14 protein-coding genes are annotated in these 14,899 nt (G+C 69.0%); 13 read left to right on the forward strand and 1 reads right to left on the reverse strand.

Annotation, left to right across the window (positions count from 1 at the left end; genetic code table 11):
* The first annotated feature begins 3 nt into the window (after positions 1–3).
* The 3 genes from V5F61_RS17530 to V5F61_RS17540 are packed head-to-tail and all read left to right on the forward strand — an operon-like array spanning position 4 to position 3,995.
* Positions 4–1,785, forward strand: coding sequence for a sensor histidine kinase (locus V5F61_RS17530; protein ID WP_393989053.1), 1,782 nt, complete (start codon positions 4–6; stop codon positions 1,783–1,785).
* Positions 1,775–3,160 carry a sigma-54-dependent transcriptional regulator gene (locus V5F61_RS17535; RefSeq protein WP_393989054.1) on the forward strand — a complete coding sequence of 462 codons (1,386 nt, stop codon included), beginning with the start codon at positions 1,775–1,777 and terminating at the stop codon, positions 3,158–3,160. The genes V5F61_RS17530 and V5F61_RS17535 overlap by 11 nt, the downstream gene beginning before the upstream one ends.
* Positions 3,153–3,995: a MipA/OmpV family protein gene (locus V5F61_RS17540; RefSeq protein WP_393989055.1), complete on the forward strand. Its 843-nt coding sequence runs from the start codon at positions 3,153–3,155 to the stop codon at positions 3,993–3,995. Before V5F61_RS17535 ends, V5F61_RS17540 begins: the two co-directional genes overlap by 8 nt.
* A 48-nt stretch (positions 3,996–4,043) precedes the next feature.
* Here the strand turns inward: V5F61_RS17540 and V5F61_RS17545 are convergent, their stop codons facing one another.
* Positions 4,044–4,817, reverse strand: a complete 774-nt coding sequence (locus V5F61_RS17545) for an SDR family oxidoreductase (RefSeq protein ID WP_393989056.1) — start codon at positions 4,815–4,817, stop codon at positions 4,044–4,046.
* 139 nt (positions 4,818–4,956) lie between these two features.
* Here V5F61_RS17545 and V5F61_RS17550 point away from each other — a divergent pair, with 139 nt between their 5' ends.
* From V5F61_RS17550 to V5F61_RS17595, 10 genes are all read left to right on the forward strand, one after another.
* Entirely contained in the window at positions 4,957–5,859 is a 903-nt protein-coding gene (locus V5F61_RS17550; protein WP_393989057.1) for a LysR family transcriptional regulator, read from the forward strand.
* 939 nt (positions 5,860–6,798) lie between these two features.
* The gene (locus V5F61_RS17555; protein ID WP_393989058.1) at positions 6,799–7,860 is read left to right on the forward strand and encodes a D-alanine--D-alanine ligase family protein; all 1,062 of its coding nucleotides are present in this window, start codon (positions 6,799–6,801) and stop codon (positions 7,858–7,860) included.
* Positions 7,857–8,510 carry an ATP-binding cassette domain-containing protein gene (locus tag V5F61_RS21260; RefSeq protein ID WP_445329453.1) on the forward strand — a complete coding sequence of 218 codons (654 nt, stop codon included), beginning with the start codon at positions 7,857–7,859 and terminating at the stop codon, positions 8,508–8,510. Before V5F61_RS17555 ends, V5F61_RS21260 begins: the two co-directional genes overlap by 4 nt.
* Positions 8,498–8,803: a nitroreductase family protein gene (locus V5F61_RS17565; protein ID WP_393989059.1), complete on the forward strand. Its 306-nt coding sequence runs from the start codon at positions 8,498–8,500 to the stop codon at positions 8,801–8,803. The genes V5F61_RS21260 and V5F61_RS17565 overlap by 13 nt, the downstream gene beginning before the upstream one ends.
* Positions 8,722–9,045 carry a nitroreductase family protein gene (locus tag V5F61_RS17570; RefSeq protein WP_393989060.1) on the forward strand — a complete coding sequence of 108 codons (324 nt, stop codon included), beginning with the start codon at positions 8,722–8,724 and terminating at the stop codon, positions 9,043–9,045. Before V5F61_RS17565 ends, V5F61_RS17570 begins: the two co-directional genes overlap by 82 nt.
* 127 nt (positions 9,046–9,172) lie before the next feature.
* Entirely contained in the window at positions 9,173–10,675 is a 1,503-nt protein-coding gene (locus V5F61_RS17575; RefSeq protein ID WP_393989061.1) for a PAS domain S-box protein, read from the forward strand.
* Positions 10,672–11,334 carry a response regulator transcription factor gene (locus V5F61_RS17580; RefSeq protein WP_393989062.1) on the forward strand — a complete coding sequence of 221 codons (663 nt, stop codon included), beginning with the start codon at positions 10,672–10,674 and terminating at the stop codon, positions 11,332–11,334. The genes V5F61_RS17575 and V5F61_RS17580 overlap by 4 nt, the downstream gene beginning before the upstream one ends.
* Positions 11,335–11,532: 198 nt before the next feature.
* Entirely contained in the window at positions 11,533–12,354 is an 822-nt protein-coding gene (locus V5F61_RS17585; RefSeq protein ID WP_393989063.1) for a SphA family protein, read from the forward strand.
* A 31-nt stretch (positions 12,355–12,385) separates the two neighbouring features.
* The gene (locus tag V5F61_RS17590; protein WP_393989064.1) at positions 12,386–13,684 is read left to right on the forward strand and encodes an acetamidase/formamidase family protein; all 1,299 of its coding nucleotides are present in this window, start codon (positions 12,386–12,388) and stop codon (positions 13,682–13,684) included.
* Between the two features lie 11 nt (positions 13,685–13,695).
* A complete protein-coding gene (locus V5F61_RS17595) occupies positions 13,696–14,898 on the forward strand; it encodes an aromatic ring-hydroxylating oxygenase subunit alpha (protein WP_393989065.1) in 1,203 nt (400 codons plus the stop codon).
* Position 14,899: the final 1 nt, after the last annotated feature.

Consider the following 14,899-nt stretch of genomic DNA (forward strand, 5'->3'; position numbering starts at 1 on the left):
CCCATGACGAGCGCACCCGCACGCGGATTCGAGGACTGGTGGTCGCGGCTGCCGCTGCGCCTGCGGGTCACCTTCTATTTTCTCCTCGTCAGCGTGCCGCCGGTGCTGATCGCCACCTTCATCGCCGCCCAGGCCATCTCGGCGGTATTCGAGCGCAACGTGGAGCAATGGATCGGCGAGATCGCGCGCTTCATGGCAGACGAGACGTCCGAGGGGCGGGAGGAGGCGCAGCGCGCCGGTGCCATCGTGGCCGCCGCGCTCTCCAGCGCCGGTCCCCACGGTGAGCACAAGTCCATCGGCCCCTTCGCGGAGCTGCTGGCCTCGGTGGGCTATGATTTCGTCAGTCTCTACACCGCCGATGGCCGGGTGCTGTTCTCCACCGGAGAGGTGGAGGTGACCCAGCCGTTGCCGCGGGAGGCGATGTCCTCGGTGTTCTTCGCCAAGCGGGACGGGCAGCGCAGCATGATGGTGGGGGCGGTGCAGGAGGTGCGTGTCGGCGACGAGAAGGCGTTTCTTTTCGTCGCCAACCTCCTCGACCAGGCCTTCTTCACGGCGCCGCATACCATCCGCGCCCTCGACCTGCACCTCATCGAGGTGTCCGAGAAGGGGCGCCTGTTCGACCTTGCGGGCATCGGGCGTGCGGCGATCCCGGTGCCGGAGAGCGTCCATGCCGCGCTTGCTGCGGGCGCCGGACTGGTCACGGAGCCGGCGCGCTCAGGCGCCGCCGGGGCGGTCGCCTTCGCGGCGATCCGCGACGACCACGGCCGCCTGGTGGGGATCATCGCCTGCCGGCTGGTCGGCGTGCCCGCGCTGTTCGAGCGGCTCGGCACCTTCTGGCTGTTCGTGGCGCTGGCGGGCATCGCGGCAGCGCTCTCCTTCCTGGTCGGCATCAGCATGTCCCGCCGCCTCACGGCGCCGCTTCGCAACCTGACCGGGGCGGTGCGGGCGGTGGCCGATGGCGACTACCGGATCCGGGTGCGCGAGGAGGGTGGGCGCGAGCTGGAGGAGCTCGCCTGCGGCTTCAACGCCATGGCGGCGCAGCTCCAGAAGCTGCGGGAGATGGAGGCAGCCCTGCGCCACCGCTCGCAGCTCGCGGCGCTGGGACAGGCGGCGGCGGTGATCGCCCATGAGATCCGCAATCCCCTCGGCATCATCAAGACCTCGGCGGAGCTGGTGCGCCGCAAGACCGCCATGGCGCCGGCCGAGGACCGCCTCATGGGCTTCGTTCTCGACGAGGTGGTCCGGATCGACCGCCTCGTGGAAGAACTGCTCAACTTCGCGCGGCCGGCCCAGTGCTCGGCCGTGCCGGTCGATCTCGTCAACGAGACGGTGCGGCCCGCCCTCGGCTTCGTCGAGACCGAGGCGCTCCGCCGCGGGATCTCGCTCGCCGTGCGCCTGCCGGACACGCCGGTGACGATCCTCGGCGACGCCGACCAGCTCCATCAGGCGCTTCTCAACCTCATCCTCAATGCCATGGAGGCGGCGGGGCGCGACGGCCATGTCATCGTCCGGGTGCGGGAAGAAGAGGGACACGTGGCGGTGGAGGTGGAGGACAATGGTCCCGGCGTGCCGCAGGAGGTGCGCGGCACGCTGTTCGATCCCTTCGTGACCACCCGCGTCAACGGCACCGGCCTCGGTCTTGCCACGGTGCGCTCTATTGTCGAGGCGCATCAAGGCGAGGTCACTTATGCCGATGCTCCAGAAGGCGGCGCCGTCTTCACCCTCCGTTTCCCGCTCCCCGCGCTCCCCCTCCGACCCCGCGCCGAGGCCGGCCATGGCGGCTAGAATCCTGATCGTGGACGACGAGGTCCGTCACGGCGAGGTGGTGGAGGCCGCCCTGGCGGAGCGCGGCTATGAGGCCTCCTCCGTCGCCAGCGTGGCGGCGGCGCTGGAATTCTGCGCCGGCCACCCCGTTGATGCGGTCCTGAGCGACCTGCGCATGCCCGAGAAGAGCGGCCACGACCTGCTCAAGGCGCTGAAGGCGCAGCGGCCGGATATGCCGGTCATCATCATGACCGCCTATGCCACCGTGCGCGGGGCGGTGGACCTGGTGAAGGACGGCGCCTTCGACTATGTGGCCAAGCCCCTCGACCTGGACGACGTGGTGGCCACCATCGAGCGCGCGCTCAAGATGCGCGCGGTGGAGAGCGAGAACGCGCGGCTGCGCGCGGAGCTGGAGGGCCGCTACCGGTTCGACAACCTGATCGGGGAGGGGCCGGCCTTCCGCGACGTGCTGCGCCAGGTCATCGAAGTCGCCCCGAGCCGCGCGAGCGTGCTGCTGACCGGCGAAAGCGGCACCGGCAAGGAGCTGGTGGCCCGCGCCATCCACTACAACAGCCCGCGCCGGGACAAGCCCTTCGTCGCGGTGAACTGCGCCGCCATTCCCGAGGCGCTGATCGAGAGCGAGCTGTTCGGCCACGTGAAGGGCGCGTTCTCGGGCGCCACCACGACGCGGGAGGGGCGCTTCGCCGTCGCCGACGGCGGCACGCTCTTCCTCGACGAAATCGCCGACATGCCGCTCGCCGTGCAGGCGAAGGTGCTGCGCGCGCTGCAGGAGCAGAGCTTCGAGCCGGTGGGCTCCAGCAAGAGCGTGTCCGTGGACGTGCGGATCATCGCCGCCACCCACAAGGACCTGCACCAGGAGATCGCCGCCGGCGCCTTCCGCATGGACCTCTACTACCGGCTGGCTGTGTTTCCCTTCGCCCTGCCGCCGCTGAGGGACCGGCCCGAGGACATTCCCCTGCTCGCCGAGCATTTCCTCGCCGCGGCGGCGCGGGAGATGGGCAAGCGCATCCGCGGCCTCGCGCCGGACGCCCTGGAGGCGCTCGGGCGCTACCGGTGGCCGGGCAACGTGCGCGAGCTGCAGAACTGCATGGAGCGCGCCGCCATCGTCGCCCGCGGCGACCTTGTCGGGCGGGCCGACCTCCTGATGTTCGAGGCCGGAAGCGAGCCCGCCGCGCCTGCGCTGCGCCTGTCGGGCGACCTCGATGCGGAGATGGCGCGGATCGAGCGGGAGTTCGTGCTCAGCGCGCTCAAGGACAGCGGCGGGGTGCAGGTGCGGGCGGCCGAGAAGCTCGGCATAACCGAGCGCAGCCTGTGGCACCGCATCAAGAAGCTGGCGATCCGGATCGATCGCGTCGCGGGAGGGGCGGATGGCTAGGCTTGAGGCCTGGAGGGCGGGGGGCTGCCGCGTTCTCGCGAGCGCCGTCATCGCCGTCGTCGTTCTCGCATGCGTGGTCACGGCTTTTCCCGCCGGGGCCATGGCACAGGAGGCCGCCGCGGCGGCGAGCGACGCCTGGATCGTCACCCTCGGCGGCAGCATGGCGTTCGCGCCCACCTATGAGGGCGCGCGCACGGGCTCCCTCTACTTCATGCCGTCCTTCGACATTCGCCGCGCCGACGAGCCGGCGACCTTCAGCGCCCCTGACGACAGCTTCGGCATCGGCCTGTTCGATTTCGATGGTGTGCGCTTCGGCGTGCTCGGCGGTCTCCGCGAGGGACGGCCGGACTGGGTGATACCCGGGCTGCCGGGATACGCCACCACCATCGAGGGCGGCGGCTTCGCGGAGTTCTGGCCGGTGGAGGGACGCCTGCGCACCCGCATCGAGCTGCTCCAGGGGCTGGCCGCCAACGCGGGCCTCGCGGCCAACCTTTCGGCGGATCTGGTGGAGAAGCAGGGGCCCCTCACCATCGCCTTCGGCCCCCGGCTTTCGCTCGGCGACCGCGTGCTGATGCAGACGGAGTTCGGCGTTCCCCAGCAGGCCGTCGCGCTCGGCATCGCCCCGCCCTTCGATGCCGATGCGGGCATCAAGTCCGCGGGCCTCGCCACCTCGCTCTCCTACGACTGGTCGCAGGAATGGACCACGACGGTCTTCGGCAGCTACCAGCACCTGGCGGGCGCCGCGGCCCAGAGCCCGGTGGTAACAGGCACGGGCAGCCCCAACCAGCTCACCGTGGGCCTCGGCTTCGAGCGTTCGTTCACGCTCGGGCACTGACCGGCCGGCCGCAGGTGGATGGCCGCCCGGAGCGGGCGGCCATGGCGCTCACTTGGTGGTATAGCCGCCGTTGACGAGGATGGTCTGGCCGGTCATCCACCAGCCTTCGGACACGAGGAAGCGGACCCAGGGAGCGATGTCCGCGATGTCGGTGAGGCCGGTCTTCGAGAAGGGCGAGAGCGCCGCCGCCGTCCGGTGGTAGGCGACCGCCTCCGCGCCTTCGGCCGGATAGAAGAAGGGCGTGTCCATGGGGCCGGGGCCGATGGCGGTCACCGAGATGCCGCGCGCGCCGAATTCCTTCGCCGCGGCACGGGTGAAGTGCTCCACCGGCGCCTTGGTGCCGGCATAGCTCGCATAGAAGGGCGTGAACGCGCCGAGCAGCGAGGTCACCAGCGTGCAGATCTTGCCGTTGTCATTGAGGTGCCTGCCGGCTTCCTTGAGGAAAAAGAAGGCCGCCTTGGTGTTGACGGCGCTCATCTCGTCGTATTCGGCCTCGGAAATCTCGATCATGGGCTTCTTCAGCACCTTGCCCACGGTGTTGATGGCGATGTCCGCGCGGCCGAGAGCGGCGCTCGAGTCGGCGAACAGCTTCTCCACGGCGGCGGCGGTGGTGAGGTCGCCCTGGAAGGCCGCGGCCCGCGCGCCCGCCGCCTTTACCGCCGCCACCGTCGCCTCGGCATCCGGCCGCGCTGCCTCGCTGTTGTAGTGGATGGCGATGGCCCCGGCGCCGTGCGCGGCGAGGTCGCGGGCGATCAAGGCGCCCAGGTTCTTGGCGCCACCGGCGATGATGACGGTCTTGCCCTTGATGGAATGGTCGGTCATGCCATGAGCCTCCTCGGCAACCACGGGACAGCGCTGTGCTGCCGGTTTCGGCGCTCAACCTACCGTCTGGAAATCCGCGATAAAGAGAGGCAATCTGACATCATCCGTCAGAGCTGACGAACAATACTCGGCCGCCCGCTTGGATCGCATCGACCTTTTCCGCATCTTCACCCGTGTCGTCGAGGCGGCGAGCTTCACCCGCGCCGCCCACACGCTGGGCCTGCCCCGCTCCTCGGTCTCGGCCGCGGTGATGGAGCTGGAGGGGCGGGTCGGAGTGCGGCTCCTGCACCGCACGACACGCAAGGTGGCCCCGACCCAGGACGGACTGGCCCTCTACGAGCGCTGCCTGCGCGTGATCGCCGACGTGGAGGAGACTGAGAGCCTCTTCCGGCACGCCGGCGCCAAGCCCTCCGGCAAGCTCCGCGTCGATGTCCCCGGCCGCATCGGCCGGCTCGTGGTGGCGCCGGCGCTGCCCGCCTTCCTCTACAGCTTCCCCGACATCGATATCGACCTCGGTGTGACCGACCGGGCCGTCAATCTGGTAGAGGACAGCGTGGACTGCGTGCTTCGGGTCGGCCCGCTCGGAGATTCCGGCCTGATCGCCCGCCCGGTCGGCCGGCTCGCGCTCATCAACGTGGCGAGCCCCGGCTATCTCGCCCGGCACGGCACGCCGCGCGCGCCCGGTGACCTGAAGGACCATTGGGCGGTGAACTATGCCTCGCCCGCGAGCGGGCGTGTCGAGGCCTGGGAGTGGGTCGAGGGCGAGGCCACCCGTGTGCTGCCGATGCGCGGGCGGGTCACCGTCAACGGCGCCGAGGCCTACATCGCATGCTGCCTGGCTGGCCTCGGCCTCATCCAGATTCCGGCTTACGACGTCAGGTCCCATATCGCGGCCGGCGAGCTGGTGGAGGTTATGCCGGAGCACCGTGCGGAACCGCTGCCGATGACACTCCTCTATCCGCACCGGAGGCATCTTTCCCGCCGCGTTCAGGTCTTCGGAGACTGGCTGGAAGCGCTGCTGCGGGACATGATCGGGCGGTGAGCGGGGCCACCGGGCCCGCGTGCACGGCCTCCATGGTCGCGTTGAGGGCGAGCAGGTTGGTCTTGCCGGCGATCCGCCCGATCAGGCCGGTGATGCCGCGGATCCGTCCGACGACCTCGGAGAGGGTCTTGACCCTGTCGCGCGCCCGGCCGGCATTCTGCGCGCCGCCGGCCGTGACATCGGCGGAGCGCTTCACCCGGCCTCCGATGGGCGCGCCCACCCGGTCCGTCGCCGCGGTGCAGGCGGAGAAGCGGCCGATGAGGAGCAGTTCGGCCGATTGCGCCACGGCGCGGCGCAGGAACGCCTCCGCCGCGCCCAGCTCGCTGGGCAGCGGCATGCCGGTGGCGAGATCGAGGTAGAGCGGCGACCCGCCGGCGTCCGGCCGCGGCACCTGCACGTAACTGAGGACGCGGAAGCCGCGCGCCGTGAGATCAAAGGCGAAGGCCGCGAGCAGTCCGTCCACGCATTCGAACGGGTCGTGCACGACCAGGCCGGGGCGGTCTCAGCCGCAGGCCTGCGGCGTCAGCCCCTTGCCCGGCGTCGCTCCCTGCGCCTTCGGCCCGCTCATGACATCTCCACCCATCGGCGTGGGCCCGTGCGGCTCCAGACGTTTCCCGTCCCGCAAGCACAGGGCTAAAGATGAAAGTGATGCCGTCCGGGCCTTTGTGCCGGTGCGCGGCAGCGCGAAGGCACGGAACGGCGGGGCCATACATTCGTACATCCGCGAACACTTGCGCAGGCCAGGCGGCCGGAGCGTTTTGCGCGCAACGACCTACGAAAGGCGTAGGGCGTTTCTGCATTGTGCATTTTCTTTTCGCGGACCGGAATCCACTTCGCCTGAAAACGCATTAGACATGAGCTGGCGCGCGCCTTGCTCTTCTCTTCCCGGCCGGCGGCGCGCGCGGCCGCAGGCGGCAGAGGACCGGAAAGCGAGGCGACATGCGAAGCGACTGGGCCGAACCTCATCTCGACACTGTGCTGCTGCGCCCGCGAACGGCATCCCCGGCGCGCATCCTCTTCCTCGCGCCCCACGCGCCGGAGGCGCCGGACTATGCCTGCCGCGCCTTTCCCGGCGATGGCGGCTATCCCGCCTATTACCATCGCGTGTTCGAGACCTTGACCGGCCTCGGCTATCCCGTCCGCACGGCCTCGCGGGCCGATGCTCCGCTGCAGGCGGCGGGCGGGGTGGATCTCGTCTTCTCCCTCATGAACCGCATGGACATGGCCAATCCGGAAGTGTTCGTGCCGGCCCTGTGCGAGTTCCTGCACCTGCCCCATGTGGGCGCGGGGCCCAATATCCGCGCCCTGGCGGAAGACAAGTGGCTGACCAAGAAGGTGGCTGGGGCGGCGGGGCTGCCGGTGGCGCCGGGCGCCATCTACGGCACGCCGGCATCCCTGGCCGCGCCGCCCGCCTTCGCCGGGCCGTACTTCGTGAAGAACCGGTTCGGCGCGGCCTCCGAGGGGGTGTCCGAGGCCTCCATCCAAGATGATTGGAGCGGCGCGGTGCGGGTGGCCGAGGCGCTGATGGCGCGGGGCATGGCGGTGCTGGTGGAGCAGTTCGCCCCCGGCATCGACGTGACCGTGCCGGTGCTCGGCGGGGCGGAGCCGCTGGTGCTCGGCCTCGTGCATCCGCGCTCCGACCGCACGGGCGCCATCGTCACCGAGGAGCTGAAGCGGGACGATCCGCTCGGCTACGCTTTGTTCGAGGCCGGGGGGGCGGAGGTGGCATTCCACGCCGATGCCCGTGCCCTGTGGGCCGTCGCCGGCCCCATGGATTACCTGCGCCTCGATTATCGCTTCGATCCCGAAAGCGGGCGCCGCACCCTCTTGGAGTTCAACATCTGCTGCCACATCGGCCGCTCCGGCGCCATCTGCCTCGCCGCTGGCCGTTGGGGGCTCTCCCAGGCCGACGTGCTCGGCCATGTGGTGGAGTTCTCGCTCGCACGCCAGGGTCGCCGTCCGCTGCGCATCGACCCAGAGGTCCAACGATGCGACCCGTGACGCCGCTGCCGGCCGCCGCTCCGGTATCCGCCGGGCGCCCGCTCGATCTCCTGTGCGAGGTGGCGGTGCCGCTGTGCATACGGTTCGCCGACGATCTTGCGCGCCGCCTCGCCGGCGATTGCGCGCGGGGTGCACAGGCGCTGTCCTGCCATGTGCCCTTGGGCCAGGGCGGCCGCAGCCCCTCGATCGCCTGCGCCAACGACCACGCCGGCGAGCGCTTCGGCGCCGATGTCTCCCTGACCCAGCTTTCGGGCGGCCAGACGCGGGCGCTGATGATCGCCGACACGGCTCTGCTGTCCGCCTCGCCGGTGGTGCTGATCGACGAGATCGAGAATGCCGGCATCGACCGCAAGCGCGCCCTCGACCTGCTGGTGGCACAGGACAAGATCACCCTCGTCTCCACACACGATCCCATTCTGGCACTGCTGGGCCATCGGCGCATCGTGGTGTCCAACGGCTCGGTGGCGGGCGTGATCGAGACCTCGCGGGACGAGGTGGAGAGCCGCGCGCACCTGGAGCGGCTCGATGCGGTGCTGGTGGCCCTGCGCCAGCACCTGCGCGGCGGCGGGCGCATCGCCGCGCTGCCGCCGGTCTTCGCCGTCTTCGCCGCCGATCCCATAACCGACGAGCCCTTTCCATGGACGCGCTGACCCTGCTGCTGAACCGCCGTTCCACCGCCGCACTGGAGGCGCCCGGCCCCGAGGGAGACGCTCTCGACGCCATCCTGGGCGCCGCCGTGCGGGTGCCGGACTTCCAGGGGTTGAGGCCCTACGAGTTCCTGATCGCGGAAGGCGAGGGGCGGGCGCGTCTCGGCCTGATGATGCAGCAGGCCGCGGCGGCCTCGGCCGTGCCGAGGCGGATGTGGCGCGCGCGCCCAACATGCCGCTGCGCGCGCCGCTGGTCATCGTGCTGGTGGCCAAGGCGCGCGACAGCCGCACCGTGAGCCTGTTCGAGCAGCAGCTCACCGCCGGCGGCGCGGTCATGGCCATGCAGATGGCGGCGGTGGCCCAGTGCTATTCGGGCATCTGGCGCTCCAGCTGGCCCATGTTCGATGCCAACCTCGCCCGCGCCCTGGGGCTGGCGGCGGAGGACCGTATCGCCAGCTTCCTTTATCTCGGAGCGCCGGTCCGCGCTCCGGCCGCTCCGGCGGCGGTGAGCCCGGCGCCCTTCACCCGGCATCTGTAGGCGGCCTCGGAGGGCCGCGAGGGGGCGAATTGGCGAAAATATAGGCAATCCGCTCAAGCGACTTGAAAATGGGCGGGGAAACGCCGCATGAATGTCACACGCCCCGTCGAGACCGGGGGAGCGCTTCATGATGCAGCTTTCCAACAGCCACTACCGCACAGCCTTCGAGAATGCGAGCGACGCCATCTTCATCCACGACCCCGCGGATGGGCACATCCTCGAGGCCAATGAGACGTCGGAGCTGCTGACCGGCTACAGCCGGGAGGAGCTGCTGAGCATGACCGTGGCCGGCATCAGCCCGCCGCGCACGCCGTTCAGCGTGGAGCAGGCGCTGCGCCGCATCCGCCGCGCCACGGAGCAGGGCGGCTACACCTTCGAATGGACCATCCAGCCCCGCGGCGGCGCGGAGCTGCCGGTGGAGGTCAACCTCAAGCTCATCACCGTGGAGGGGCGCAGGCTGGTGCTGGCGCTGTTCCGCGACATCCGCGAGCGCAAGCTCTACGAGGAGCGCCTGATCGCCCGCGAGGCCCATTTCCGCCGGCTGATCCAGCATTCCTCGGACGGCATCGCCATCGTCCTGCCCAACGGACGGGTGCGCTATGTCTCGCCCTCGGTCTCCACCGTGCTGGGCTATGACGAACGGCGCGCCACCGGGCGCAACGTGCTCGACTACATCCACCCCGCCGACATCGAGCGGGTCCGCCGCCTGCTGAAGCGCGAGGCGCCCGTCGCTCCGGATGGCGAGGGCGCCCATCACATCACCTATCGCATCCTCCACCGCGACGGCGGCTGGCGCCACCACGAGGCGACGGTGAAGAGCTTCTCCAACACGCCGGAGATGGAGGGCATCCTCGTCAATTACCGCGACGTGACCGAGCGGGTGGTGGCCGAGCGCAAGGCGCGCGAGCGCGAGCGGGAACTGGAGCACGTGGCCCGCTGCCGGTCCATGGGGGAGCTGGCCTCCGCCCTCGCCCACGAGCTGAACCAGCCGTTCGCGGCCATCGGCAACTACATCGGCGGCTGCATCCACCGCATGGAGAGCGGCCGTTTCGATCCGGGGGAGACCCTGGCCGCCCTGCGCGAGGTGAACGCCCAGGCCGAGCGCGCCGGGCGCATCATGAGCTCCATCCTCAACTTCACCCGCCGCAACGACCCCCAGCGCCAGCGCGTGGACGTGAACGAGATGGTGCGCGACGTCGCCTCCTTCATCGACCTGAAGGCGGAGCGCTGCGACGCGCGGGTGGAATATCGTCTCAGCGCCCGGCCGGTGGGCACGGTGGCGGACCCGATCCTGATCGAGCAGGTCATCCTCAACATCGCCTTCAACGGCATCGAGGCCATGGCCGGCACAGCGCCCGGGAGGCGCGTCCTGCGCATCGCCACCGACCGGCTGCCGCGGGCGGTCCGCATCTCGGTGGAGGACAACGGCCACGGCCTGCCGCGCCTGAATCCGGACCAGATCTTCGACGCCTTCTACACCACCAAGAAGGAGGGGCTCGGCATCGGCCTCGCCCTCTGCCGCACCATCGTCGATTCTCATGCCGGGCACATGTGGGCGACGTCCGGCGCCACCGGCACGGTGTTCCATGTCGCCCTGCCCATCGCCGAGGAGGAGGCTGGCCACGCATGAGTCCGCAGCCGCGACCCGATTCCTGCGCGCCGCCGCCGGTCGTCTACATCGTGGACGACGACGACGCGGTGCGCACCTCCCTGCGCTTCCTGCTCGAATCGGTGGGCTGCGACCTCAGGGTATGCGCCGCCGCCGCAGAGTTCCTGGATGCCTACGATCCCCAAAGGCCGGGATGCCTGGTGCTGGACGTGCGCATGCCGCTGATGGGCGGCTTCGACCTGCAGAAGGAGCTGGCGCGGCGCCATGCGGCCCTGCCCATCGTCTTCATCACCGGCCACGGCGATGTGCCCATGTCGGTACGGGCGCTGAAGGCCGGGGCGTTCGACTTCATCCAGAAGCCGTTCAACTACCAGGTGATGATCGACACCATCCAGGCCGCGGTGGCGGCGGGCGTGCGGCTGTTCGAGGAGGCGCAGCGCAACTCGCGGCGCGCGGCGTGCCTCACCGCGCTCTCGCCGCGTGAGCGGGCGGTGCTCGATCTCATGATCGAGGGGCACCAGACCAAGCAGATCGCCCATGAACTCGGCATCAGCCCAAAGACGGTGGAGGTGCACCGCGCCAATATTCGCCAGAAGATGGGCACGGACAGCCTCGCCAAGATCGTGCAGATCGTGTTCGGCGTGAAGGCGCCGTCCGGGGAGGTTCCCGATATCCATTAGGGAAAACCCCTAGAGGTCTGCGAACGTCCCCAATTGAGGGTGATCGCCGCCGCTTTCTAAAGTGACTCCAGAACCCGCGGGACCGCGGGAGCCAGCCGGAAGTCAAATCCGGCGGCGAAACCTGACACTGGGGTCACGATGTCTCACACAGCACAGCGCATTCTTCTTGCCGCATCGTTGGCATTCTGTGGAGCGGGGGTGGCACAGGCCACCGAGGGCGGCGGCGGCGCCTATCAGAACGGCGCCGAGAGCTTCATGACCGGCTTCCTGCCGCCGCCGGGCTTCTACGTCGTCAGCTACAACGAATATTACACGGCGAGCACCTTCAAGAACAGCAACCCCATCTTCAACGACTTTAACGCCACCGCCGCGGCCACGGTGTTCCGCGCCATCTACGTCACCGACGTGCAGGTGCTGGGCGGCAACTGGGCGATGCACGCCTTCCTGCCCATCGCCAGCGTGGACGCCTCCTTCGGCGGCATGTCCGGCCACTCGTCCGGCATCGGCGACATCATCGTCGATCCCTTCATCCTGGGCTGGCACTTCGGCGAGTGGAACATCGTAACCGGTTTCGACATCACGCTGCCGACCGGCAAGTACGATTCAAATTCTCTCGCCAATCCCGGACGCAATTACTTCACATTCACGCCCGTCTTCGCCTTCACCTACCTCAATAAGGAGGGGTGGGAATTGTCCGCGAAGATCATGTACGATTTCAATACCAAGAACCAGGACACCGATTACCAGTCGGGCCAGGAGCTGCACGCGGATTTCGTGGCGGCCAAGCATTTCGGCCCCTTCGCCATCGGTCTCGGCGGCTACGCCTACAGGCAGACCACGCCCGACAGCGGCCTCGGCGCGGTGTTCGGCGGCTTCGAGGGACAGTCGGTCGGTCTCGGTCCGCAGATCATGTACTCCTCTGGAAAGCTCACAGCCGTTGCCAAGTACATGAGCGAGTTCGCGGTCGAGAACAAGCCGCAGGGCGACAGGGTCTGGGTCAACATCGTCGCCGCCTTCTGATTTTTACTTCAAATTTCCGGAGTTCAAGATCATGCCGGCGCAGTCCGTCATCGATGTGTTTTCCTATTCCGGCGGCATCGTCGGCCCCTCGGTGCCCATGCTGGGCCCGGTGGCGGACGGCGGCACCATCCGCACCGGCACCCCTCCGGGCTGCTGGGGCCCCATGATTACCCCGAAGTTCCAGGGCGGCCACGAGGTGACCCAGCCGGTGGCGGTGGAGGGCGCGGAGGTGGGCGACGCGGTGGCCATCAAGATCCGCCGCATGCAGGTCACCTCCCTCGCCACCGCCTCGGGGGTGATGGCGTTCGTGGAGGGGCGCTATCGCGGCGATCCCTTCGTGGCGAAGCTCTGCCCCGTGTGCGGCACCATGAGTCCGCCCAGCCACGTGGAGGGCATCGGTGATGAGGCCATCCACTGCGATGTGTGCGGCTCCGAGGTGAACGCCTTCCGCGTCGCCAACGGCTACGTGATCGTGCTGGACCGCGAGGCGGGGGTGAGCCTCACGGTAAGCAAGGAGGTGGCGGCGAAACTCGCGGGCGAGGCGAGCGACTTCTCGGCTTTGCCGCAGGCCGCCGAGCAGCATTCCATCCTCACCCTCGCCCATGCCGACATCGCGGGTCTCGCCGCCCACATGCAGCCGTTCCTGGGCAACATCGGCACCACCCCTTCGGCCGACATCCCGGATTCCCACAATGCGGGCGACTTCGGCGCCTTCCTCGTGGGCGCGCCGCACAAATACGCGATGACCGCCGAGGCCCTCGCCGCCGCCAAGACCGACGGCCACATGGACACCAATTCCGTGCGCGAGGGAGCGATCCTCATCTGCCCGGTGAAGGTGAAGGGCGCTGGCATCTACATGGGCGACATGCACGCCCAGCAGGGCAATGGCGAGATCGCCGGCCATGCCACCGATGTCTCCGGCGAGACCGAGGTGGAGGTGGAGGTCATCAAGGGCCTTCCCATCGATGGCCCCATCCTGCTCCAGCGTCCCGACGACCTGCCGCCCATGGCCCGGCCCATGAATGCCGCCCAGAAGGCGGCGGTGAAGGCGCTGGGCGCGCGCTACGGCCAGAACGAGGTGGAGGAGAACGGCCCCATCACCTTCATCGGCTCGGCCGCCAACCTCAACGACGCCACCAAGAACGGCCTGGAGCGCGCCGCCGCCGTCACCGGCCTGCCCTACGACGAGATCCTGAACCGGGCCACCATCACCGGCTCCATCGAGATCAGCCGGCTGCCGGGCGTGGTGCGCGTCACCTTCCTCTGCCCCATGCCGATCCTGGAACGCCTCGGGATCGCTCACCTCGTGCGCGCGCAATACGGACTTTGAGGAGTAAAGCCATGTCCCAGACCCAGCAGAAGTGGGCCTCAGCCTTTCCCGAGCTCGGCACCGGCCCCATTCCGGTGGAACCCTGCGTCTCCCCCGCATTCTTCGACGCTGAAATGGAGAAGGTGTTCAAGAAGACCTGGCTGAAGGTGGCGCGGGTCGAGGAGATCCCCAACGCCGGCGACTTCAAGGTGAAGAAGCTCGCCTTCGCCCACACTTCCGTCATCCTGATCCGCGGCAAGGACGGCACCATCCGCGGTTTCCACAACACCTGTTCGCATCGCGGCAACAAGGTGGTGGTGGAGAGCGGCGACGAGACCTTCGGCTCCAGCAAGGCGGCGGTGGTTACCTGCCGCTTCCACGGCTGGGTCTATGACGCCAAGGGCGATCTCGTCTCGGTGCCCGAGGAGGAGAAGTTCCACGCCTGCTTCCACCGCGGCGAGAACGGCCTCACCCCCGTGCGCACCGACGTGTGGGCGGGCTTCGTGTTCGTCAACCTGGATGCGGAGGGAACCCAGGGCCTCGAGGACTTCCTGGGCGGCATGGGCCGGCACCTCGGCGCCTATCCCTATGAGAAGATGCCGCGCGCCTATGCCTACAACACCGTCCTGAACTGCAACTGGAAGGTGGCGCACGACGCCTTCGCGGAAGCCTATCACGTGGCCACCATCCACGCCGGCTCGTTCCCGAACGTGTTCTCCTCCGGGCTTGAGAACGTGCAGCTGTTCGGCCCGCACCGCACCACGGCCGTGTGCCTTTCCATGAATGCCGAGGCAAAGCCGGTGGCGAAGCTCGCCAACTCCATCACCGGCGCCTCGCTGGTGACCAATCGCGGCGCCTCCATGCTGCCGCCGAGCGTGAACCCGGAGCGGCGGCCGGACTTCTCCTTCGAGCTGTCGGTGCTGTTCCCCAACCTTCTGCTGCACGTTTCGGAAGGCATCTGGTTCACCCACCAGTTCTGGCCGCTCGCGCACAACAAGACCCGCTGGGAGGGCCGCTATTACCTGCCCGCCCCCAAGACCAACTCCGAGGTGTGGGCGCAGGAATTCTCCCAGGTTCTCCAGCGCAACGCGTGGCTGGAGGACACCGCCACCATGGAGGACACCCAGGACGCCCTGGAATCCGGAGCCAAGAGCGTGATGCACCTGCAGGATGACGAGGTGCTCATCCGCCACGGCTACCACGCCCTCGAACAGTTCATGACCGCCGCCGAGTGAG

Source organism: Xanthobacter sediminis (assembly GCF_043195015.1).
Lineage (GTDB): Bacteria > Pseudomonadota > Alphaproteobacteria > Rhizobiales > Xanthobacteraceae > Xanthobacter.

Bases quoted from the DNA above. Each gene is read 5' to 3' on its own strand.
- V5F61_RS17590 (WP_393989064.1), top strand. From the start codon at position 12,386: ATGCCGGCGCAGTCCGTCATCGATGTGTTTTCCTATTCCGGCGGCATC.
- V5F61_RS17530 (WP_393989053.1), top strand. From the start codon at position 4: ATGACGAGCGCACCCGCACGCGGATTCGAGGACTGGTGGTCGCGGCTG.
- V5F61_RS17535 (WP_393989054.1), top strand. From the start codon at position 1,775: ATGGCGGCTAGAATCCTGATCGTGGACGACGAGGTCCGTCACGGCGAG.
- V5F61_RS17575 (WP_393989061.1), top strand. From the start codon at position 9,173: ATGATGCAGCTTTCCAACAGCCACTACCGCACAGCCTTCGAGAATGCG.
- V5F61_RS17565 (WP_393989059.1), top strand. From the start codon at position 8,498: ATGGACGCGCTGACCCTGCTGCTGAACCGCCGTTCCACCGCCGCACTG.
- V5F61_RS17540 (WP_393989055.1), top strand. From the start codon at position 3,153: ATGGCTAGGCTTGAGGCCTGGAGGGCGGGGGGCTGCCGCGTTCTCGCG.
- V5F61_RS17580 (WP_393989062.1), top strand. From the start codon at position 10,672: ATGAGTCCGCAGCCGCGACCCGATTCCTGCGCGCCGCCGCCGGTCGTC.
- V5F61_RS17545 (WP_393989056.1), bottom strand. From the start codon at position 4,817: ATGACCGACCATTCCATCAAGGGCAAGACCGTCATCATCGCCGGTGGC.
- V5F61_RS17555 (WP_393989058.1), top strand. From the start codon at position 6,799: ATGCGAAGCGACTGGGCCGAACCTCATCTCGACACTGTGCTGCTGCGC.
- V5F61_RS17595 (WP_393989065.1), top strand. From the start codon at position 13,696: ATGTCCCAGACCCAGCAGAAGTGGGCCTCAGCCTTTCCCGAGCTCGGC.